Below are 22,881 nucleotides of genomic sequence, written 5' to 3' on the forward strand. Positions count from 1 at the left end.
ATAGCCACCCTCTATCATTCATTAGAAACTTTGAATAACTTATCATCATTTTATAGCATCGCAACACGAAATGCAACTTTATGACTAGTTCAATGTATCCATTTTGAATGATTTAATCTGGAAGGACTCTAGTCTCTCTTGAAATCACTTGACGTCACTGTTCAATATTGGTATGATAATCGTTGTGTAAAATAATTGCAGCAGTTGTGTGTTCTCTATTGCTCAGTCTGTTCCTCAATTTGAGGTGTATCCTGTAACCCTTGGCTGCAGAGGTGAAGATACATGAAAACAGAATGTCGTAGGGATTGAACGCATCTGGTCTTATTTTACAACAAAATAAAACCAACAGAGGAGGAGTCATTCATGGCTCGTTATACAGGTCCATCTTGGAAACAATCTCGTCGTCTTGGTATCTCACTAAGCGGCACTGGTAAAGAAATCGAAAAGCGTCCTTACGCTCCAGGTCAACACGGCCCGAATCAGCGTAAAAAACTTTCTGAATACGGTCTTCAACAACAAGAGAAACAAAAACTTCGCTTCATGTACGGTGTGAATGAGCGTCAGTTCCGCACATTGTTCAACAAAGCAGGTAAAATGCAAGGAATCCACGGTGAGAACTTCATGATCCTTCTTGAAACTCGCTTGGACAACATCGTTTACCGTCTTGGTCTTGCTCGCACACGTCGTGCAGCTCGCCAGCTTGTAAACCACGGTCACATCCTTGTTGACGGTAAGCGCGTAGATATCCCTTCTTACAGCGTGAAGCCAGGTCAAGAGATTTCTCTTCGTGAAAAATCACAAAACCTTGACATCGTTAACGAATCAATCGAAATCAACAGCTATGTACCTGAGTTCGTAGCGTTCAATGCTGACACTAAAGTCGGTTCATTCGTACGCCTTCCAGAACGCAGCGAGCTTTCTGCTGAAATCAACGAAGCTCTTATCGTTGAATTCTACTCTCGTTAATAATGAGTTTACATCCCTTCCGGAGTTTCCGGAAGGGATTTTTTTGATTTGTTGAGTTCATTTTTAGGATGTGCTGTTTCTTAGGTTATGATCACTTTATTGCAGGTTATGAGCGCTTTCCGCGCGTTATGAGCGCTTCTCCATGGTTATGATCACTTTCCGCGGTTTATGAGCGCTTCTCCATGGTTATGATCACTTTTCACGATTTATGAGCGCTTCTCATTGGTTATGATCACTTTCCGCGCGTTATGAGCGCTTCCGCTGAGTTATGAGCTTTTCCTAGGTGATGATCATTCTCACTAGATTCCGCGATAAGATACCTTCTCCCACCCATATCCAAACTCGCGACCAATCCTTCTTTTCCTAATTTTAGAAACCAAGACTAATTGCTGTGCTTCGCTTCGCTGCGCATTCAGGGATAGATAAATGGAGTAGTTAGGATTTCCACTTCCTCCTCGATTGTTCACAAGGTGAAGACCATTTTTCATTGATTTATGATCGTTTCTCTATTGTTATGATCACTTTTCACGATTTATGAGCGCTTCCCCATGGTTATGATCACTTTCCGCGGTTTATGAGCGCTTCTCCATGGTTATGATCACTTTCCGCGATTTATGTGCGCTTCCCCATGGTTATGATCACTTTCCGCGATTTATGTGCGTTTCTCCATGGTTATGAGCACTTTCCGCGATTTATGAGCGCTTCACCATGGTTATGATCACTTTTCGCGCGTTATGAGCGCTCCCACATAGTTATGATCACTTCCCCCGGGTTATGAGCCCTTGCCCCAATAAAAAAAGAGAAGGAAATATCTCCTTCTCTCTTTTTCCTATTCAACTTAGCCAAACATAATCATTGTGTATTTCTTCTTACCGCGGCGCACAATCGTAAATGCATCTTCTAATCGGTCCTCTGACGACACATCGTGTGCTGTATCTGTCACTTTGTCACCGTTTAAAGAAATCGCCCCGTTTGTTACATCTTCGCGCGCTTGGCGCTTAGAAGGTGAAATGCCGGCTTCCACTAACAACTCAACGATATTGTGATCCTCTTTCGCCATTTGGAATGTAGGGACATCTTTAAAAGCATCCTTCATTTCTGAAGTTGTCAGCTTTTTCAAATCCCCGCTGAATAGCGCTGCAGAAATACGAATCGCTTGGTCAAGTGATTCTTGGCCGTGAATCAGACGCGTCATTTCTTCAGCCAATGTCTTCTGTGCTTTACGCAAATGCGGTTCATCTGCAACCGAACGCTCGAGTTCTTCAATTTCTGAACGATCCAGGAATGTGAAAATCTTCAAGTAGTGTACAACGTCCGCATCTGCTGCATTGATCCAGAATTGGTAGAACTCATAAGGTGAAGTCTTGGCAGCATCTAACCAGACTGCACCGCCAGCTGTTTTACCAAACTTTGTACCGTCAGATTTCGTCACGAGCGGAATCGTAATTCCGAATGCTTTCGTCTCTTCTTCATGTGTTTTCCGGATGATTTCAAGACCTGTCGTGATGTTGCCCCACTGATCCGATCCGCCGATTTGAACACGGCAGCCGAAGTGATCATACAAATGGTTGAAGTCGATCCCTTGAATGAGCATGTATGTGAATTCTGTAAATGAAATCCCTGTTTCTAAACGGGACGCCACGTTTTCTTTTCCTAACATGTAATTTACATTCAATAATTTACCGTAGTCGCGCAAGAATCCAATCGCACTCATCGGGCCCATCCAGTCTTTATTGTTAACTAGACGCGCTCCATTTTCATCCGCAAAGTCGAACAAACGCTCCAGCTGAACTGTTAAGCATTTCACATTTTCATCCACTTGCGCTTCAGTTTGAAGTTGTCTCTCATCCGCACGGAATGATGGATCCCCGATCATCCCTGTCGCTCCGCCAATAAGTAAAATCGGACGATGACCGTACAGCTGAAAACGACGAAGTGTCAAAAGTGGAACAATATGTCCGATATGCATGCTGTCCGCAGTCGGATCGACGCCGCAATAGAGCGATACTTTTTGTTCGCCTAGCAGTTTAGCCATTCCTTCCTCATCCGTTTGCTGGTAAAGCAGCCCTCTCCATTTTAAATCATCTAATAAGTTCATCGTCATTTAACTTCCTCCTCCATTTTTGCTTCACAAATACAAAAAAAGTCCCTGCACGATCTAAAAGATCATGCAGGGACGCTAACTGTAAATGTAAGCGCGGTACCACCCAGCTTGAGATATTATCTCCGCTTTATTAGCAATAACGCCGCTATCCGCGCAACACTCCAAAGCTGTAATTCGTAAACAGGATACCGAGCAGCTTCCACCTACCGCTGCCTCTCTATACGGATCGCCTGCCACTACTGCGGCTTCTTCACTGTGAAGAGTAACTACATCACATTGTAGTCGAAAATGGAAATTTGTCAAACAAATTCAGTTCACTACTGTTAGAATATGCTATAATTAATAAGATTTTTAGGAGGGAACGAATTGACAAAACAGGACAAAAAACGTGTTGAAGAACTTGAAGATAAATTCGAAGCGATCAAGAAAACCAAATGGGCAAAAAATACCCGGATTGCCTCTGGCGTCATCTGGAATCTCTTTTTGCTTTTCTTCGTTATCGGTTTGACGTTAACGGTTTTCGGCGCTTCCGTAGGGGCGGGTTACTTTGCCTCACTTGTTGAAAAGGAACCTCTTCGTTCCAAACAGGAAATGCGAGATGAAATTTTAAGTTATGAAGAAACATCCGAAATCTATACAAATGGAAAGTATTTAAGGAAAGTACGAGCTGATATTGACCGCAAAGAGGTCAAACTCGAGGACGTCTCCCCTTACGTCATCAACGCCGTGTACGCGACGGAAGATGAGTACTTTAATACACATAACGGGATTGTTCCTAAAGCGGTTTTCCGCGGACTTTTCCAGGACGTCACCAACTCAGACAGTCAAACGGGCGGATCCACACTAACACAGCAACTTATTAAAAATCAGATTCTAACGAACGAAATCTCATACGAACGTAAAGCAAAGGAACTCTTGCTCGCGATGCGTTTAGAGCACTTTATGACGAAAGAAGAGATTCTGGAAGCCTATTTGAATATCATTCCTTACGGACGAAATTCAAACGGCGGTAACGTCGCAGGAATTGAAGCGGCTGCAGAAGGTATTTTCAATAAGACTGCAAAAGAACTGAATCTGGCTCAAGCTGCTTATATCGCGGGGATTCCACAAGCTCCGTTTGCTTATACACCATTCTATAATGGCTCAAATGGCTTGAAAGACGAAGAAGGGCTGAAACCCGGCGTGAATCGGATGAAAACTGTATTATTCCGCATGAAAGAAACGGAATATATTACAGAGAAAGAATATAATGAAGCCATCGCCTACGATATCACAAAAGATTTCAGAACTGCTGCACCTGCACCTAAGAGCAGAGATGAATACTTAACTGATGAAATACAGCGCAGTACCATCGCTATTCTAGCTGACAAAATTGCAGAAGAAGATGGAATTGACAAAGACCGGTTAAAAGAAGATAAGAAACTGAATGAGAAATATAGTATTTTAGCAGAACGTTCCATGCGAAATGATGGCTTCCGAATTCATTCAACTGTTGACTTGCAATTGTACAATGCGATGAATGATGTTTCAGAAAACTTTTCACAATATGGATTCACGACTGCTGTGACAGCAACTAACAAACAAACCGGCGAGAAGAAAACGGAGAAATTACCCGTTCAAGTCGGAGCCACACTGCTGGACAACAAGACAGGGAAAATTTTAGCCTTTGTCGGCGGCCGGGATCATGAAATAGAAGCGACAAATCATGCAACACAGACTACCCGTCAGCCTGGTTCAACGATTAAACCTTTACTTGTATATGCACCTGCTATTGAATTTGGTTTAATTGGTGCAGGAAGTCCTGTCGTTGATGTGAAATTCCGAGCTGGCTCGTATGCTCCAGCCAACTTTATACCGACACAAGAGCTGGGCATCATTTCTGCCCGTCAAGCGCTGACCACTTCACAGAACTTAGCTGCACTCCGTCTTTATCAGCAAATGATTGATCGGCGGCCTGCAGAGTTCCTGGAAAAAATGGGTTATTCAAGTTTAGTAAAACATGACTACACAAACCTTTCCGCTGCACTCGGCGGTTTGGAATACGGCGGAACAGTTCAAGAAAACACAAGTGCATATTCCACACTCGCTAATAGCGGTCAACACGTAGAACCGTACATTATCGAGAAAATCGAAGATCGCTCAGGTAAAGTTGTTTATCAGCACAAAGTCGAGCCTGTGCAGGTATTCAGCCCGCAAACTGCGTACATCGTAACAGATATGCTTCGTGATGTTGCTACTAGTGGTACTGCTAAAGTAATGAAAAGCAAACTGAATTTCAATGTGGATATTGCAGCTAAAAGTGGGACAACCAATGGATTCAGCGATGCCTGGCTGCTAGGGTATAACCCTAACGTTTCTCTAGGTGTATGGCTTGGTTATAAGTATCAGACTAAATCACTTGAGGGACCAGGAAACGCACAATATGGTACTGCAAGCTCACGTACAAATGCTTTGTATGCTCAATTCATGAATGCCATCAACCAGGCCCGTCCTGAAACAGTTGGTCAAGGCGTACGCTTCCAGCAGCCAAAAGGTGTTGTAAACCGCTCATTCTGCGGAATCTCCGGACTAGCACCGTCAGCTGCATGTTCAGCTGCTGGATTAGTCCGTTCTGATCTATTCAATGCAAATGTCATGCTTCCTAACAAACCGGATGACAGCATCATTTCTTCAGCTTCGGTATCTGTTAAAGGCACACGATATGCTGCATTGCCTTCGACACCTTCAGAATTCATTACTGCTGGCGGCGTTGGGGTCAATCAAGAATTTATCAAACGGATGCTCGGACCTCTTGGCGGGGATGCATCTAAGTTATTCCCGATAAAATCATCCTTTGCATCTCGCGTCGTATCAGGAGCGATCTTCCCTGCGGATGGTGCAGCGCCTGCAAGTGTAAGTGCATCGGCAAATGGATCTGTACTAACATGGAGTGCGTCACCTTCAAATGATGTTATTGGGTATTATGTCTACAATGGCGGAACACGTGTAGGGACAATCAGAGATGGTCAGTCACTTTCATTCCCAATCGGAAGTGGCACTTATACAGTACGAGCTGTAGATATTACGGGGTTAACTTCTGCTCCTTCGAACGCAGTTACGATAGCCGCGGAAACACCTAAACCAGAAGAAAAACCGGACGACTCAACAAATGGATCAGGAGATGGTGACGGTAATACAGGAACGACACCGCCTGATTCGAATACTGGTGCAGATAACAAACCGAAACCGCCTGCTAACGGAGGCGGCGATACTAAACCGAAACCGCCTGCTAATGGTGGTGGAGATGGGAAACCGAAGCCGCCTGCTAACGGCGGCGATGGGAAACCAAAACCGCCCGCTAACGGAGGAGGCGACGGGAAACCGAAGCCGCCTGCTAACGGCGGCGATGGTGAGGGTGATTCAGATGGTGACTAATCCTCACCGTCCCCCGCTTTCCTAAAATTTCAAACTAAAAAAGCTGGACAGTTCCCATACGGGGTAACTGTCCAGCTTTCTTTGTATTATCAGTCTTCCATCGTCGACAAATCGCCTGTTGGTAAATCGAGTTCCCATGCCTTTAGCACACGTCTCATGATTTTACCGCTGCGTGTCTTTGGAAGTTTATCTTTGAATTCAATTTCTCGAGGAGCTGCATGACCTGCCAGCTCTTTTTTCACAAATTGACGAATCTCTTCTTTCAGTTCATCTGTCGGCTCATAGCCGTCATGCAGCGCAATGAACGCCTTGATGATTTCACCGCGAACTGGATCGGGTTTACCGATAACCCCTGCTTCAACAATCGCAGGGTGCTCAATTAATTTACTTTCAATTTCAAATGGACCTACGCGCTCTCCGCTTGTCATGATCACATCGTCAACACGACCTTGGAAGAAGAAGTATCCGTCCTCATCCATATAGGCTGAATCCCCAGATACATACCATTCATCATTCAAGAAATAAGACTCGTACTTTTCAGGATTATTCCAAATGGCTCTCATCATCGCTGGCCATCCTTTTTTCAACGCCAAGTTGCCCATTCGGTTTGGAGGTAAAACGTTTCCTTGATCGTCTACGATTGCTGCTTCAATACCCGGCACCGGTTTCCCCATAGAACCTGGCTTCAATGGAAGGGAGCCGAAGTTACAAATCATCTGTGCACCAGTTTCCGTCATCCACCATGTATCATGGATTCGCATATTGAATGTTTCCATCCCCCAGCGAACGACTTCAGGATTCAATGGCTCTCCGACAGACAAAATATGGCGAAGGGATGATAAATCATGCTTTTCCATCGCAGCGCTTCCTGCGCCCATCAGCATACGGAAAGCTGTCGGAGCGCTATACCAGACGGATACACCAAATTCTTCTACCGCGCCATACCATGCATCTGTAGAGAAGCGTCCACCGACAATCAGGTTTGTTGTACCGGCCAGCAGCGGACCGAAAATACCATATGCCGTGCCAGTCACCCAACCTGGGTCAGCTGTACACCAAAATACATCTTCTTCACGCAGATCGAGTACCCACTTTGCAGTTTGCAATTGCTGAACCATTGCTTCTTGGACGTGCAAGACACCTTTAGGTTTTCCTGTAGAACCTGAAGTATAATGGAGCAATGTCGGTGATTCACGATCCAGCCACTCCACATTGAAGTCTTTAGATGCTTTTTCAAAATGCTTGCTGAAACTAATTACTTTACCTTCTTCTGCTACATCGTCCCCCACGACGAAAACAGTTTCCAATTTCGGTAAGCGGTCGACTGGAATGCGATCTACGAGTTCCGGAGTTGTGACGATTGCTTTTGCATCGCTGTCGTCCAACCGGTCGTAGACAGCCCCCTCCATAAATGCTTCAAATAACGGACCTACAATTGCACCGATTTTTAAAGCACCTAAAAGAGCGAAGTATAATTCAGGTGACCGCGGCATAAAGACGAAAATCCGATCGCCTTTCTCCAAGGTTGAGCAATTTTTTAATACATTCGCAGCCTTATTCGAGTACTTCTTTAAATCTCCGAATGTATAAGTTTCGTTGCGTGAACCATCTTTATAGTAAAGCGCAACTTTGTTTTTGCGGAAGGAATCGGCATGTCGATCAACCGCTTCGTGCGCAATATTCACTTTTCCCGTTTCATACCAGCTGAAGGCTTTTTCAGCTTCTTTCCAATCGAAATCAGCCGCCAATTTGTCATAGTTTTCCATCTGATAATCAGATTGTAATGCCGGAATTGTTTTTAAAGCCATAACAGAACCCCCTTGATATATATGTACTAACGTTTTTATTCTACATGAACTTCTATTAAATTAGCAAACAAATAACATTTTTCCGATAGTTCTCCGTTTTGTAAGAAATAACATCAAAATCATCATACGATTCATGTATACTGTAAGCAGATGGATTATCAGCTGAAGGCGGTGAAATGGTTGGAACATGTAAAAACCTATAATGCGTTGGAATTGAAGCATAGAAATGGAGATCTTATTATAGAAGGTCCCATACGAACTTCCGATCTTGAAAGTTATGCATTTCATGAAGGATTGGTAGCATTCAGACCTCCAGCACAGCAGCACAAAGCTTTGGTTGGAATTTCTAAGCTGCCTGAAGGCCGAATTATTATTGCCCGAAATCAAGATCAAATTGTCGGATATGTTACTTACTTGTATCCTGATCCACTAGAGCGCTGGTCTGAGGGAAATATGGAAAATTTGATTGAATTAGGCGCAATTGAAGTCATTGCCAAGTATCGGGGGGGCGGTGTCGGTAAAGCGCTTCTCGAAGTTTCAATGATGGACGATGCAATGGAAGACTATATTGTCATTACAACTGAATACTATTGGCATTGGGACTTAAAAGAGACCAAGCTGAATGTCTGGGAGTACCGAAAAGTGATGGAGAAAATGATGCAGCACGGAGGACTCGAGTATTTCGCAACAGATGATCCCGAAATTTGTTCACACCCGGCAAACTGTTTAATGGCTCGAATTGGCAAACGCATCGAGCAAGAGGATGTTCAGCGATTTGACAGCCTGCGTTTTAAAAACAGATTTCTGTACTAAGAAAGAAGGGAAACTATGTTAATCGAAGAAATCATGAAAACTGAAGTCATTACATTAACACCCGATCATACAGTAAAAGATGCTGCAGACTTAATGAGAATACGCCACATCCGGCACCTCCCTATTGTTATTCAAGACAATCAGCTTGTCGGGATTGTAACCGACCGCGACTTGAAAGAGATCCTTCCATATGGAGATAAGCCAACAGAAAATCTTGCTGCGGTTTATGAAATGCAGCTTTCCGAATGCATGGTCAAGAATCCCATTACAGGGCATCCGATGGACTTTGTAGAGGAGTCCGCGTTAGTTTTCTATCATAACCAAATTGGTTGTCTCCCTATCGTTTCCAACCAGCAGCTTATCGGTATCATTACAGAAACAGATTTATTATATAAATATATTGAGTTAACAGGTGCACATCAGCCCGGTTCACAAATTGAAGTTCGTGTTCCTAACATTCCTGGAATTCTATATGAAGTGACGAAAGTGTTCAATGAATTCCAAACGAATGTACAAAGTGTGCTGGTCTATCCTGACAAAGAGAATGAAGCAAATAAAATTCTAGTGATCCGCATTAAGACGATGAATCCTATTCCAATTATCGAAGGACTAAAAGGGCGTGGATTTGACGTTCTTTGGCCGAACTTTCCTGGGGCAGAAGTATGAAGAAGGATGCCGTTTTCATATTTTCAGAAGATCAGCTGGGTTACTCATTTTCAGATACACACCCTTTCAATCAGAAAAGAATCGTTTTAACATTAGATTTACTGAAAGAGATGCATGCGATCACCGACGAAGATATTATCCCTCCCCGCGTAGCAACGGACGAAGAATTGATGTTAGTACATGAACCCAAATTCGTTGAAATGGTAAAGAAGGCGGGCAAAGGTGAGGTTGGACCTGAAGTTGGAAGCGTATATGGAATCGGGACTGAAGATACGCCGATTTTTCCAAATATGCATGAAGCGAGTGCTATGCTCGTCGGCGGCACTTTAACTGCTGTGGATGAAGTCATGCAAAATCGCGCTGGCTATGCGCTAAATCTTGGCGGCGGCCTTCATCATGGTTTCCAGGGAAAAGCCTCGGGATTTTGTGTTTACAATGATAGCTCTGTCGCCATCCGTTATTTACAGAAAAACTACGATTCGCGAGTTCTTTACATCGATACGGATGCCCACCACGGCGATGGAGTTCAGTGGACATTCTACGACGACCCCGACGTATGCACATTGTCCATCCATGAAACGGGACGTTATCTATTCCCCGGAACCGGGCATGTAACTGAACGCGGGAACGGAAAAGGCTATGGGACTTCGTTCAACTTTCCGATTGATGCTTTCACGGAAGACGAATCCTTTCTTTCCATTTATGAAACCGCTTTCCGTGAAGTCGTTGAATGGTTTAAACCCGATGTGATTTTGACGCAAAACGGCGCGGATGCTCATTTTTTTGATCCGTTAACTCATTTGTACGGCACGATGGAAATCTATAAGGAAATACCTAGAATCGCCCGCGAACTGGCAGACGAGTATTGTAATGGCAAATGGATAGCGGTAGGCGGCGGCGGATATGATATATGGCGGGTCGTCCCCCGGGCTTGGTCGCATATCTGGTATGCGATGAAGAAACTACCCGCACCGACAGGACCTCTACCGAAAGAATGGCTGACCCGCTGGCAGCCGGAGTCACCTGTCCCTCTGATTGAAACGTGGGAAGATCCCCACCCCTTATATAAACCGATTCCTAGAAAAGCAGAAATTGAAGAAAAGAATGCTCAAGTCATGGACCGTTCACTGCACTACATACGAAGTGAGCAACAACCGCGATAGTGGAAAAAAAAGAAAAGCAGAGCGACTGACTTAGCCCTCTGCTTTTCTTTTTTGGATTTCTAAACATTAGTTACTTCGTACAGAATCTCGCTGTTCCAATTGATATGGCAAGACAACTTGCTTTTGGTCAACTTCTTCACCATTCATCAACTTCGTTAAGAGTCTCATCGATACGGCTCCTAAATCATACAACGGCACACGAATAGCTGTTAACTGCGGACGCACTGCTCTCGCAAGAATAGAGTGCTGGAAACAGATCAGCTCGATATCATTCGGTACCGCAAGACCTGCATCGCGTATTCCATTCATTAATCCGACAGCAATTTCGTCATTTCCTGCAAAAACAGCTGTAGGAGGTTCGGGTAACTTCTTTAAACGGTTCCATACTTCGTATGCGTCATCGTATGTATTATCCGTCTCGACGATATACCCTTCAGGAATTGATAAACCTGCTTCAGCCATCGCTTCTTCATACCCAGTCTTCTTAGAAAGCCGATTAATGTCACGGCTGAATGGCCCGGAAATGAACGCTATGCGTTTATGGTCGTTTTCAATCAGCTCATTCACTGCAGCGTGTGCGGCTTCCTTATTTTCGATATTCACTGTCGGAAATTCAAATTTAGAATCCAGCGTCCCTGCTAACACAATTGGGATGTTTGCAGAATTCATTTCCTTACGTACATCATCTGAGATCGAATCGCTCATGAATATTAACCCATCCACTTGCTTCCCTAAATGATCCTCAATGAGTTCCATTTCACGCAGCGGGCGCTTATCAGAGTTCGATAGAATGATGTTATACTCGTACATCGTCGCAACATCTGCAATCCCTCTAGAGAGTTCTGCATAATAACTTTTTGAAATATCCGGTACGATCACACCTACAGTTGTCGTTTTTCTGCTGGCGAGGCCGCGTGCCACGGCATTTGGCCGATAGCCGAGCCGTTCAATGCATGCTGTTACCTTCTTACGCGTTGCTGGTTTCACGTTGGGATTACCATTGACCACCCGTGATACAGTAGCCATTGAGACGTTCGCTTCTCGGGCCACGTCATAAATTGTTACCGCCATACTGACCTCCCCTTTCTCCGTATCATTTTATCTTCCGTTCCTATTATACCAAAAAGCCGGAGCCATGGAAGCTCCGGCATAAAATTATACAATTTGATGTGTATTCATGAAACGCTGCATCTCTTCGTAGAATTCGTCAAATTGTTCAATGTTCATTTGTTGAGCTGAGTCAGACAAAGCAACCGCCGGGTCTGGGTGTACTTCTGCCATGACCCCATCAGCACCGACAGCGATTGCTGCTTTAGCCGTTGGAATCAGAAGATCTTTTCTGCCTGTAGAGTGAGTAACGTCCACAAATACAGGTAAATGCGTCTCTTGCTTTAAGATTGGAACAGCAGAAATATCTAGTGTATTGCGAGTCGCACGTTCGTACGTACGAATGCCCCGTTCACACAGCATAATTTGGGAATTCCCTTTTGACATGATATATTCTGCAGCGTGGATGAATTCATCGATTGTTGCAGCTAGTCCGCGTTTCAACAATACTGGCTTGTTGGCTTTTCCTGCTTCTTTAAGAAGCTCGAAGTTTTGCATATTCCGCGCACCGATTTGAATGACATCTATATAATCAAGCGCTTCTTCTAGATGTGAAGGGGTTATGATCTCTGTCACGATGGACAGCCCTGTTTCATCCGATACACGCTTTAAAATCTTCAATCCTTCCAATCCTAACCCTTGGAAATCATAAGGTGATGTACGCGGCTTATATGCACCGCCACGCATCATTGTGAGTCCTTTTGCTTTAATGGACTGAGCTACTGCCAGCACTTGTTCATAGGACTCAACAGCACATGGTCCGAAGACAAATGAAGGCGTCCCATCCCCAATTTTTTCACCGTTAATGTCTACGATAGTATCTTCTGCTTTTCGTTTACGTGAAACGAGAAGTGCTTTCTTCTGCTCGTCTTCTTGAATTTCAAGTGCAGACATGAAAATCCCTTTAAATACTTGTTCAAGAATACCATTTGGAATGGGTCCTTTGTTCGCATCTTTCAAGAAATCCAGCATTTCTCTCTCTCGAACCGGATCATAACGATTAACACCTTGTTTTTCTTTTACTTTACCGATTTCTTGCACGACAGCCGTACGATCGTTAATGAGATCTAAAATCTTTACGTTCAGTTCAGTTACCTGAGACCGAAGCTCTTCCAAATCATTTTGGCGCATAATCATTCTCCTCCCCATTCATAGCATTCCCTTTTCGCATTGGAGAATGTATGGTACATTTTATAATAATAGACCTAGTATAATGAACCTCGGTTGAAAAGTCACGCTATTTCGCTAAATTGTCATATATAATATATCGGAAAGTCTTAGGAGGTACTAAAGTGGCGCCTTTATTCGCACTTGATATCGGAACACGTTCTGTTGTCGGAATTATATTGGAAGAAGTAAACTCAGGGTATCATGTTGTCGATCTGGAAGTAATTGAACATAAGGAGCGCTCCATGATTGACGGACAAATACATAACATAGTCAGTGTAGCTTCAGTGATTGAGCAAATGAAAACCTTGCTCGAAGAACGGCACGGACCTTTGAAAAAAGTCAGCGTAGCTGCTGCAGGACGCGCATTAAAAACAGGAATCGGCAAAATGTCAGTCGATATTACAGAGCATGCACTCATCAACACAGAAGACATCAACCGATTGGAACTGGGTGCCGTCCAAAAAGCACAGCAAGAGTTACTATCCTCTGACTCCATCACATCAGAGAATCAATATTATTGCGTGGGATACTCTGTTCTGCATTACTTGCTGGATGAAGATGAGATTGGCAGTTTGATTGACCAAACAGGCCGCTCTGCCAGTGTTGAAGTCATTGCTACATTCTTACCGCGTGTTGTAGTGGAATCGCTGCTCTCAGCGCTAAAACGAGCAGACCTTGAAATGGACGCACTGACCCTTGAACCAATTGCTGCCATCAATGTCTTGGTACCGCAATCGATGAGACGGTTAAATGTAGCTTTAGTCGATATTGGTGCTGGCACCTCAGATATTGCACTTACTAATCATAACACCGTTTCTGCATTTGGTATGGTTCCAGTGGCTGGAGACGAAATTACTGAAGCATTGAGTTCCAGCTATTTGCTGGATTTTCCTGAGGCAGAACGCATAAAGCGATTGCTGTTCAACGAAGATACTGTGGTCATCAATGATATTTTAGGTTTCGAACAACAACTTCCCTCACAAGAAGTGATTACGAGCATTATGCCTGCGATCGACAGACTCTCAGAGTCGATTGCCAATGAAATCAAGCGATTAAACAATGCGTCCCCTCAAGCCGTGATGCTGGTGGGCGGCGGCAGTCTGACTCCTGCTCTGACGAGTAAACTCGGCGCTGCTCTCGAGCTCCCATTACAGCGCGTTGCTGTCCGCGGGCTGGATGCATTGTCTGAAGTGACACTTGCAGAGCACATCATCTCCTCTCCTGCACTTGTAACGCCAATCGGAATTGCAATCGCAGCAAAACGTGCACCGATTCAATACATGTCTGTAACTGTGAATGATAAGACAATCCGACTCTTTGAGCTAAAAGAAATGACAGTAGGTGATGCGCTTCTGGCAGCAGGGATTAAAGCTAAACAATTATACGGAAAGCCAGGTCTTGCGCTGCGTTTCACACTGAACGGGCAAGAAATTACACTGCCTGGAAGTCATGGAACACCTTCAGTAATACTTAATAACGGTGAGTCCGTCAGTTCAAAAGATCCGATTTGTAATGGGGACTCCATTGAACTCGTATTAGGAGAAGATGGACACTCTGCACACGCTGCTATAGAAGATGTGACTGAAATACAAACTGAAATGATTTCTGTAAAAATCAACAATCAGACGGTGATATTAAAAACGGAAGTAATCGTGAATAACAGCCCGCGAGATCTGCAGACAATGATTCAAGACCGGGATGATATCCAGGTTCATTGCCCATTTACATTGCGTGATGCATTACACATCTTGAATGAGGACAGCGGCAGTCATGGATCCCTCCAAGCGGTCATGCTGAATGGAAAACGGGTACATCTCAAATCCAAGCCTCCTGTTTATTCTCGCAACGGATTTCCCATCTCTCTTACTTCTCAATTGGAAGATGGAGATCATATAACGAGCGAACAAAAGTCCCTGACTACAGTGGCAGAAGTTGCAAATGAATTGGGCGTTCAATTGACAGAACAATTAACAGTTGCATTCAACGGCACTCAAGTAACCATTACGAAACCACGGTTCTCCGTCATGCTGAATGACCAGCCAGTTGAACCGACTGCCAAGCTTACAGAAGATGACCAGTTGAAAGTGACGCCCTTAACAGGACAGCCGATTACATTCAGTGATGTTTTTGCATTTGTAGATTATCAGTTGCCTGCTGGTTCAGCAACTTCCTATAAACTGCTTCGTAACAAACAGCCGATACAATTTTATGATCAGCTATTCGGAGGAGACGAATTAGAAATTTTAATTACGTAAAAAACGCCATTCAGCGCAGAAGCTGAATGGCGTTTTCCCGTTTAATTAGTTTTAGGTTTTTCATCAGAAACTGCGTTCTGATTGATGTTTTTGTTCTTACCGATATTATCTGAATTGTCATAGGCAACATCACTATTTTTGGTAGTTTGATTGCTTGCCTCTTTTTTCTCTTCAGCCTTTTTAGAAGCATCTTTCTGGCCGTTGTTCACAATAGGCTCTTCGCCTTCAGAAGAAGCTGTGCCATCATCCATTGGTGCAGTCGTCTTTGAAGTCATCGATTTTACTTTTTCAGTCTGGTCTTGGACATTTTTCTTAAGGTCTTCAGACTTTTCTTTAGCTGCTGCAGAAAGCTGTGTCGCTTTTTCTTTTGCAGTACTGGACAAATCAGCTGCCTTATCCTTAGCAGTGGATGTGAAATCTGCTGCTTTGTCTTTAGCAGTAGCTGTCAGGTCGACCGCTTTGTCTTTCGCTGTGGAACTGAGCTCGATGCTTTTATTTTTCAATTGCACTGCTTGAGTCGAAAAATCATCGCGCATTTCTCTACCTGTTTTAGGTGCTAGGAAAAGTGCCGCCGCTGCACCAATTACTCCGCCCACTACTGCTCCCATTAAAAAGCTGCCTGAGCTTGAACTTTCTTCTTCATAGAAACGGTCTGTATCCGTTGGGAAGTAATTATAATTCATCGGTAATTGGGATGGCTCTCCGTAAGAGTTTTCATAAATATCGTTCTGTTCATTTGTTTTGTTGTAGTTGTCGCTCATGCGATCTCCTCCTTAAAATGACGTTTCTAGGTTGGTCAGTAGTCCAATGGCATTCTTCTGTCTGCACGGTTCGTAACTTCGCTGAATGTTTACATTGCAGCGACTTTCCGTTATGTACAACAGATTGAAGCAGTTCACTCCTCCCTGTCAACGATCTTATGAGTACTTTTACCCTGACACTCTGCAGGCTAAACTTTAACCTTAGTTTCCATTTTCGACAACAAGTCAGTATTTCCTTTTAAAAAATCAAGATTTGTTCAAAAAAAAGAAAACAGCCTGATTAAATTAATCAGACTGTCTTCTGTTCAGCAATATGCTGCTGATAAGCATTCAAATACTTTTGTACGTCCCCTGCGCCCATAAACAAAAACACAGCCTCTTCATGTCCATCAAGTGCTTCAATAGCCTCTAGCGTCAAATGTTCAGAACCAGGGATTTTTTCAGCCAAATCATCCACGGTCAGCGTACCTGATTTCTCCCGGGCAGATCCAAATATATCACATAAGTAAACTTGGTCAGCTTCAGCAAGGCTTTCTGCAAATTCGTTCAAAAGTGCAGCCGTTCTTGAAAACGTATGCGGCTGGAAAACAGCAACGATTTCACGTTCAGGATACTTCTGTCTTGCGGACTGAAGTGTTGCACGAATTTCCGTTGGATGATGTGCATAGTCATCGATTAGAATCGCGTTTTCGGTTTTAATTTCAGTGAATCTGCGTTTCACGCCATCGAAGCTCTTTAGACGTTCTGCGACAATATTCGGTTCCAATCCTTCATACTGGCAAAGCGCAATGACTGCCAATGCGTTTTTAATTGCATGGTCCCCGGGCATCGGAATGGTGAAAGAATGATAGAATTCGTTGCGTACAAATACATCAAAAGAAGTCCCCTCAGCGCTTTTCACAATATTGGAAGCACTAAAATCATTTCCTTCTCCAAGACCATAAAGCACAACAGGAACATTTGCTTGAATGGCCAGGCAGTTCGAGTCATCCCCGCATGCGATGATCGCCTTTTTTACATTTAATGCCATATCGCCAAATGCATTCAATACATCTTCCATGTCTTTAAAATAGTCCGGATGATCGTAATCGATATTCGTGATGATTGCATAATCCGGTTCGTACGCTAGGAAATGCCGCTTGTATTCACATGACTCAAATACAAAAAAGTCGCTGTCTTGGACACCTTTTCCTGTACCATCCCCGATTAAATAAGAAATGGGTGCAAATCCGGTTAGAACATGTGCCAGTAACCCAGTCGTGGATGTTTTTCCATGCGTACCCGTTACCGCTACAGAAACAGATTGTTTCATGTAGTCCGCCAAAAAGTCATGATAACGAATGACATCGAGCCCAAGTTCATGCGCCTTCACTAATTCCGGGTGTGTATCCGGGAAAGCATTTCCTGCAATTATTGTAAGTCCTTCAGTAATATTGTCTTCACTGAAAGGGAGTACGTTAATAGAACGTTCATGAAGAGGTTCCTCTGTGAAAAAGTGCTTTTCCACATCAGACCCTTGAACTTCGTTTGATGAATCATGAAGAATTTGAGCGAGTGAGCTCATTCCAGATCCTTTAATACCTGTAAAGTGAAATTTCGTCATTGTGCAACCTCCTGGGAGCAAACTGTTCCCTAATATCTCTCATTGCTAATTCGTGTTGTAAGTTCATATTTCTAATCTTATGCTTCATGATCAGGATTCAGAAATGACTCTAAGTCCGCTTCTGTTAAATAGACATCCCGTGAACGGCTGCCCCGTTGTTCAGAGATGAAACCATGCGCTTCCATTCGATCCATAATCTTAGCGGCTCGATTGTAGCCAATACTAAAATGACGCTGCATCAATGAAGTCGATGCACTCCCCTGTTCAATGATGAATGAACAAGCCTGAGTAAACAATGGGTCAGATTCCTCTTCTTCCACAACAGCAGCCAGTAAATCTTCCTGACCGAATAAGTATTCCGGCGCCGCTTCACTTTTCACATGATCAATAATGCTTTCAATTTCATCATCTGTTACAAATGTCCCTTGCAAGCGAATAGGTGAAGATTGTCCATTCCCGATATAAAGCATGTCGCCCCTGCCGAGAAGGCGTTCAGCACCTGCCCCGTCGATAATCGTACGGGAATCGATTTGAGAAGACACCGCAAATGCGATTCGTGTCGGAATGTTGGCCTTGATAATTCCAGTAATCACGTCAACAGACGGACGCTGCGTTGCGATTATCAAGTGAATTCCACAGGCACGAGCCTTTTGTGCAATACGGCTGATTGAAACTTCCACATCATTTGGTGCAACCATCATCAAATCTGCAAGCTCGTCAATTACGATAAGTAAATACGGCATCTTTTGAGAAAACTGTCGACTTGCTTCTGCCATTTGGTTATATCGCTCAATATTCCTTGCACCTGCATGTGCAAACAGCTCATAACGGCGTTCCATCTCATCGACCGCCCATTTCAGTGCAGCAGTTGCAGCTTTTACATCCGTGATTACAGGACTAATCAGATGCGGTATGCCATTAAAAGGAGCCAACTCTACCATTTTGGGGTCAATCAGCATCATCTTAAGTTCTGTAGGGGATGCTTTATATAACAAACTTACAAGAATCGAATTGATGCATACTGATTTTCCGGAACCAGTTGCCCCTGCAATCATTCCATGAGGCATTTTCCTCAAGTCAATTGTCACAGGCTCACCTGTTAAACTCAGTCCAAGGACCGCTTCAAGCGGTGACTCCGAATTCGAAAACTTTTCGGTATCAATAACTTCTGAAATGCGTACAGGACGAGTTGTCCGATTCGGTATTTCAATTCCAATGGAGCTTGTACCAGGAATAGGAGCCTGGATCCGGATATCTTCTGCCGCAAGCGCTAATTTAAGATCATCGGTTAAATTACGAACCTTGCTGACTTTAGTTCCAAATCCGACTATCAGTTCAAACCGAGTTACTGTCGGCCCTTGAACTGCTTCTAATATGTCAGCTTCCACAGCAAAATGAGAAAGTGCTTCGACTAGTTTTTCAGATTGGGAAGTAAGCCATTCCGTATCTTCCTGCTGCTCTTCAGCTGGCAGTAACTCTTCCATGGAAGGGAACACATAGTGAGGCAGCACCTGCTCCTCGTCCTCTGTTTCTTCAGGAAGCGCTGCGATGTTCAAGGGTGGCGGTTGAACCGCTCCTACTGGCCGATTGCTTCCGTTCTGTGTTTCTGTCTTTGTAAACTGTATTCCCTTGCTAACAGCAGCAGGCTGCTCATTTCGTACAGGCACACTGGCAGGTTCTTTGTATGCGGGTGCATCAGTTACAGAAAGTGACCGTAATTGCTGCTTTTCTTTGTCTGATTTCAACATGACAACGTTAAAAGGAACAATCTTTTCATCAGAAGCTTTTTCTGGTTCTGAATGAGAATCTGTCTCAGCTTCTTGCATGTCCTCAATGTGTAACACCTCAGGAACACCACTTACAAGGTCATCTAGCTCTGTATGCTCTTCATCTGTCTCTTGTTCTTCTAATACATCAAGTGCAAAATCTTTCTCATCAAGTATCACTTGATCAAGTTCTTCGCTATCAGGTTCTAAAACTGCAATTTGTACGTGATCTGAAATGGTTTCTTCTTTCAGTGTTTGTTCATGATTAATTTCAGCGCGCAACTGATCTGTCGTTGAAATCAGCGGATTTCTGTCCTCTATTTCAACAACATCTGCTTCCGGCTGATCAGCCACTGATGAAGAAGATTCAGGCTGCTCTTCAAATACTTCATTCACTTCGATTTCAGGTCCAACAACGTGTTGGGGATCCAAATCCTCAATAACCGGTGTCCCGATTTTCCTTCCCGACGGCAAAACTTCTTTAGGTAAAAAGAGATTCGATGGCGGTACTTTCTTTGTATCCGGTTGATCATCGTAAGTGGATGTGATTTCGTGTTCAATTTTTACTGAAGCACGCTTCGGTTGTGAAAATCCATAAACTGGTGAAGGCACTTCCGTTGGTGTAAACGGCTTGTTCGTACGTTGTTTTACAATTTCGGATTTACGTTCCACTTGCTTAACTACTTTGGGCTGAACCGTTTTAGAGCGTTCAGGCTGCTCTTTATATTTCGTTCTGCTTCCCGCTCTATGGATTTCACCAATAGGCGGTTCTGCGGGCCATCTATTATTTTTGTATAATGGTATCGTTTCAGTTGTGTCTTTATTTTCTACTGGAAGCGATTCTTGCTTCTTTATTTGTACAGGTTCGTGAGGGTCTTCATCCCATCCATAAATTTCAGCATCAGTAATCATAGGAAATCTAAATGCCGGCCGCTGCGGCGAGTTTGTTTCTTGCGGTTGTTCATACTCTCTTACTTCATCGGAGACTTCTTCAAACGTCTCATCTTTCAAGTCTTGTAATTCTTCATCAGATTCGGAGCCAAACAAGCGGCTCATCGTTTTTTTTATCCAGCTCACTCTATCACTCTTTTCATTTCAATCAACCTATTTTAGCAGAAATACTAGGGTAAAATCAAATAGTCGTGTGCTGGCGAGTATACGAAATTGGATTTAAAGTCGCTCCGACCGGTATTTATGATCAAAAGTACTCTCGTTTTAATTAAATTTCCATAAAAAAAACAGAGAACTTAACCAGCTTCTCTGTTCGGATTCTTTTTTAGTTTGTAAATGCGCTTCCTACTTCAGCGTCCCCGGCTAAAACGAGAATCCCTTTTTCCGCAGGTGCATCTGGCAGATCCAATTCTTTTGCAGAACAAATCATTCCTGATGAGGGAACTCCGCGCAGTTCCGCGTCGCGAATGATCATACCGGATGGCATTACTGCCCCTACTTTGGCAACGACAACTTTTTGGCCACTTTCAACATTCGGTGCACCGCAAACGATTTGCAGCGTTTCACTGCCCACGTTGACTGTGCAAATATTGAGCTTGTCCGCATTTGGATGCTTTTCTTTTGAAACAACGTGACCAACAACAAATTTCGGACTGAAATCTACATTAAGTTCAAGTGAAACCCCATTCTTTTCAAGCGCTTCCTGAATCTTTGCAACTAGTTCCGGCGTTAATTCGATCGAACCATCTGCATATTCTCCAACATATTGAGTTGCGTTAAATACGTTCAACGCTACTGCTTGTCCATCTTGTGAAGACTTAATAAGCGTAATATCACCTTTAGTTTCAATTTCTGTTTGCTCAGGACGCTCGGTTGTCAGTTGAACCAGCAACACGTCACCTACACCATTTTTGTTAATAAAGACGTTCATTTCTTTTTCTCTCCTTTTTCTGCGACACGATTTTTAGCCATGATGAAGATAGGTTCAAGCTCCCCATCGTTATAGAGGAATGATAACGACGTAATCGGCACTGTTCCTGTCGTAAAGAAGTGCATCGTCATTTGCGCAAGAACATCATATCCCGTGTCATTTTGTATATCCCCGATGATTAATACATCTTGGTGAGGTACAGAGACCGTCATATGACCGTCAATGCGAGTCGCCATCTCTTTCAAAAATGCAGCATTCAATATTCGGCTTGCATCATAACCATCATTTATGTTCAGGAAATAATATTTATTGCCAGCTACTTCATCTACTTTAACATCTGTCGGCAGTTTTCGGGCATTAAATAATGCTGCCTCAGTAATTTCTTTTTCTGTTTTCCCAAGTTCTGAAAGCATGCCCTCATCAATAAGACGATACGTTTTCCCCTGGTCCAATGCGTAATAGATTGCAGTTTCAGCTGTATGTTCTTTCATTAAAAATGGACTGCCCGCTTTTGACTGTTTTGGAAATGACGTTGAACGGATAACAGGAAGAATGGTGGCATTGGCATCGAACCCTTGTTGCTGTTCTGCCTCCATTGCATGGAATGTCTCTTGAATGGTGTAGACAACTTCATCAATAGCTGCATCCTGTTTTAATTCGTACTTTGCCAGAATTTCAGGAAGGGATATGTCCATTCCCCTATGTAACCCGTTATGGTCGAGACGAACTCGATCTGCTTTTTTATCGAACTTCCATTCAAAGTGCTGAGAAGAAAGCCGCTTTTTCAGTTCTTCCACTAATTGTTCTGATTTCAACGTTTTCACCTCTCCTTAGATAAATCTATTTTATGATGCGATTTGTACAGAACGTGCGATTTCCATCATGCGCGCGATGGCTGCAACTAAATCTTCCTTCGGCACGATTGCCGTCACTTGAACAGGACCGGTGCCCGTTACGACTTCAACAGAAGAATCCCCATGTGCGCTAATTGCTGCAAATCCAAATACGCCCGCATCCGAAAAGGTTTGCTTCTGGATAAATTCTTTACTAGTATCCGCCATCAGCAACTCATAATACGCATGAGAGTCTTGTTTAGCATTCGGATCATAGTGTGCTGTATAAGTTTGACTTCGTTTCGATATCAAAAATGTGCGGTCTTCTTTCATCATATCTGCTTTCCAGCCAACCGGCTTATAGAATTCGACCTTATCTATAGATTCCGTCGGTTGTTTACGGTTCATCTCAAATGCATCTCGCGCTGCTTGCATCGCTTCGTCTGTTCTCTCTTCAACAGTTCGTCCGCATGCTGTCAGAACGAGTATCAAAAGTGCTGCTGTTATAAAGCAGGTAGTTTTCCTGATCACGTCTTCGCCTCCGTTTCAATACAATATGTTTAGTTTAGC

Annotated in this window: 16 protein-coding genes; 6 read left to right on the top strand and 10 right to left on the bottom strand. The window is 43.6% G+C overall.

From position 1 onward, the window contains the following. Nucleotides 1-363: 363 nt before the first annotated feature. The gene (gene rpsD, locus PGH26_RS09845) at nucleotides 364-966 is read left to right on the top strand and encodes a 30S ribosomal protein S4 (RefSeq protein WP_323690907.1); all 603 of its coding nucleotides are present in this window, start codon (nucleotides 364-366) and stop codon (nucleotides 964-966) included. An 838-nt stretch (nucleotides 967-1,804) separates the two neighbouring features. On the opposite strand, the gene tyrS is transcribed toward rpsD, so the two are convergent. Beyond that, the gene (gene tyrS / locus PGH26_RS09850; protein ID WP_323690908.1) at nucleotides 1,805-3,070 is read right to left on the bottom strand and encodes a tyrosine--tRNA ligase; all 1,266 of its coding nucleotides are present in this window, start codon (nucleotides 3,068-3,070) and stop codon (nucleotides 1,805-1,807) included. A 366-nt stretch (nucleotides 3,071-3,436) separates the two neighbouring features. On the opposite strand from tyrS, the gene PGH26_RS09855 reads away from it, so the two are divergent. After that, on the top strand, nucleotides 3,437-6,484 hold the full coding sequence (locus PGH26_RS09855) for a transglycosylase domain-containing protein (RefSeq protein WP_323690909.1): 3,048 nt from the start codon (nucleotides 3,437-3,439) through the stop codon (nucleotides 6,482-6,484). An 89-nt stretch (nucleotides 6,485-6,573) separates the two neighbouring features. Here the strand turns inward: PGH26_RS09855 and acsA are convergent, their stop codons facing one another. After that, the gene (acsA, locus tag PGH26_RS09860) at nucleotides 6,574-8,292 is read right to left on the bottom strand and encodes an acetate--CoA ligase (protein ID WP_323690910.1); all 1,719 of its coding nucleotides are present in this window, start codon (nucleotides 8,290-8,292) and stop codon (nucleotides 6,574-6,576) included. A gap of 180 nt (nucleotides 8,293-8,472) precedes the next feature. Between acsA and PGH26_RS09865 the strand changes: the two genes are divergently transcribed. Genes PGH26_RS09865 through PGH26_RS09875 form a run of 3 tightly spaced genes read left to right on the top strand, consistent with a single transcriptional unit; the run spans nucleotide 8,473 to nucleotide 10,934 of the window. Then, the gene (locus PGH26_RS09865) at nucleotides 8,473-9,105 is read left to right on the top strand and encodes a GNAT family N-acetyltransferase (RefSeq protein ID WP_323690911.1); all 633 of its coding nucleotides are present in this window, start codon (nucleotides 8,473-8,475) and stop codon (nucleotides 9,103-9,105) included. A 15-nt stretch (nucleotides 9,106-9,120) separates the two neighbouring features. Next, nucleotides 9,121-9,771, top strand: coding sequence for an acetoin utilization AcuB family protein (locus tag PGH26_RS09870; protein WP_323690912.1), 651 nt, complete (start codon nucleotides 9,121-9,123; stop codon nucleotides 9,769-9,771). Continuing rightward, the gene (locus tag PGH26_RS09875) at nucleotides 9,768-10,934 is read left to right on the top strand and encodes an acetoin utilization protein AcuC (protein WP_323690913.1); all 1,167 of its coding nucleotides are present in this window, start codon (nucleotides 9,768-9,770) and stop codon (nucleotides 10,932-10,934) included. Before PGH26_RS09870 ends, PGH26_RS09875 begins: the two co-directional genes overlap by 4 nt. A 66-nt stretch (nucleotides 10,935-11,000) precedes the next feature. Here PGH26_RS09875 and ccpA read toward each other — a convergent pair whose 3' ends face one another. Together ccpA and PGH26_RS09885 are read right to left on the bottom strand one after the other, a co-directional pair. Next, on the bottom strand, nucleotides 11,001-12,005 hold the full coding sequence (gene ccpA, locus PGH26_RS09880; protein ID WP_323690914.1) for a catabolite control protein A: 1,005 nt from the start codon (nucleotides 12,003-12,005) through the stop codon (nucleotides 11,001-11,003). Between the two features lie 84 nt (nucleotides 12,006-12,089). Next, nucleotides 12,090-13,172: a bifunctional 3-deoxy-7-phosphoheptulonate synthase/chorismate mutase gene (locus PGH26_RS09885; protein ID WP_323690915.1), complete on the bottom strand. Its 1,083-nt coding sequence runs from the start codon at nucleotides 13,170-13,172 to the stop codon at nucleotides 12,090-12,092. A gap of 161 nt (nucleotides 13,173-13,333) precedes the next feature. Between PGH26_RS09885 and PGH26_RS09890 the strand changes: the two genes are divergently transcribed. Further along, nucleotides 13,334-15,466, top strand: coding sequence for a cell division protein FtsA (locus PGH26_RS09890; RefSeq protein ID WP_323690917.1), 2,133 nt, complete (start codon nucleotides 13,334-13,336; stop codon nucleotides 15,464-15,466). 41 nt (nucleotides 15,467-15,507) lie between these two features. Here PGH26_RS09890 and PGH26_RS09895 read toward each other — a convergent pair whose 3' ends face one another. From PGH26_RS09895 to PGH26_RS09920, 6 genes are all read right to left on the bottom strand, one after another. After that, on the bottom strand, nucleotides 15,508-16,227 hold the full coding sequence (locus tag PGH26_RS09895; RefSeq protein WP_323690918.1) for a YtxH domain-containing protein: 720 nt from the start codon (nucleotides 16,225-16,227) through the stop codon (nucleotides 15,508-15,510). A gap of 289 nt (nucleotides 16,228-16,516) precedes the next feature. Further along, the gene (murC, locus tag PGH26_RS09900) at nucleotides 16,517-17,830 is read right to left on the bottom strand and encodes a UDP-N-acetylmuramate--L-alanine ligase (RefSeq protein ID WP_323690919.1); all 1,314 of its coding nucleotides are present in this window, start codon (nucleotides 17,828-17,830) and stop codon (nucleotides 16,517-16,519) included. Between the two features lie 77 nt (nucleotides 17,831-17,907). Beyond that, nucleotides 17,908-20,673, bottom strand: a complete 2,766-nt coding sequence (locus tag PGH26_RS09905) for a DNA translocase FtsK (RefSeq protein ID WP_323690920.1) — start codon at nucleotides 20,671-20,673, stop codon at nucleotides 17,908-17,910. A gap of 199 nt (nucleotides 20,674-20,872) precedes the next feature. Continuing rightward, nucleotides 20,873-21,478, bottom strand: a complete 606-nt coding sequence (gene ytpR / locus PGH26_RS09910; RefSeq protein ID WP_323690921.1) for a YtpR family tRNA-binding protein — start codon at nucleotides 21,476-21,478, stop codon at nucleotides 20,873-20,875. Beyond that, entirely contained in the window at nucleotides 21,475-22,293 is an 819-nt protein-coding gene (locus PGH26_RS09915; RefSeq protein WP_323690922.1) for a DUF1444 domain-containing protein, read from the bottom strand. Before PGH26_RS09915 ends, ytpR begins: the two co-directional genes overlap by 4 nt. 30 nt (nucleotides 22,294-22,323) lie before the next feature. After that, the gene (locus tag PGH26_RS09920) at nucleotides 22,324-22,842 is read right to left on the bottom strand and encodes a hypothetical protein (protein WP_323690923.1); all 519 of its coding nucleotides are present in this window, start codon (nucleotides 22,840-22,842) and stop codon (nucleotides 22,324-22,326) included. Between the last annotated feature and the right edge of the window lie 39 nt (nucleotides 22,843-22,881).

Source organism: Sporosarcina jeotgali (assembly GCF_033304595.1).
GTDB classification, from domain to species: domain Bacteria; phylum Bacillota; class Bacilli; order Bacillales_A; family Planococcaceae; genus Sporosarcina; species Sporosarcina jeotgali.

What these genes read in the sequence shown, in the direction of transcription:
- rpsD (WP_323690907.1), top strand. Translation starts at nt 364, where the DNA reads ATGGCTCGTTATACAGGTCCATCTTGGAAACAATCTCGTCGTCTTGGT.
- tyrS (WP_323690908.1), bottom strand. Translation starts at nt 3,070, where the DNA reads ATGACGATGAACTTATTAGATGATTTAAAATGGAGAGGGCTGCTTTAC.
- acsA (WP_323690910.1), bottom strand. Translation starts at nt 8,292, where the DNA reads ATGGCTTTAAAAACAATTCCGGCATTACAATCTGATTATCAGATGGAA.
- PGH26_RS09870 (WP_323690912.1), top strand. Translation starts at nt 9,121, where the DNA reads ATGTTAATCGAAGAAATCATGAAAACTGAAGTCATTACATTAACACCC.
- PGH26_RS09875 (WP_323690913.1), top strand. Translation starts at nt 9,768, where the DNA reads ATGAAGAAGGATGCCGTTTTCATATTTTCAGAAGATCAGCTGGGTTAC.
- ccpA (WP_323690914.1), bottom strand. Translation starts at nt 12,005, where the DNA reads ATGGCGGTAACAATTTATGACGTGGCCCGAGAAGCGAACGTCTCAATG.
- PGH26_RS09885 (WP_323690915.1), bottom strand. Translation starts at nt 13,172, where the DNA reads ATGCGCCAAAATGATTTGGAAGAGCTTCGGTCTCAGGTAACTGAACTG.
- PGH26_RS09895 (WP_323690918.1), bottom strand. Translation starts at nt 16,227, where the DNA reads ATGAGCGACAACTACAACAAAACAAATGAACAGAACGATATTTATGAA.
- murC (WP_323690919.1), bottom strand. Translation starts at nt 17,830, where the DNA reads ATGACGAAATTTCACTTTACAGGTATTAAAGGATCTGGAATGAGCTCA.
- ytpR (WP_323690921.1), bottom strand. Translation starts at nt 21,478, where the DNA reads ATGAACGTCTTTATTAACAAAAATGGTGTAGGTGACGTGTTGCTGGTT.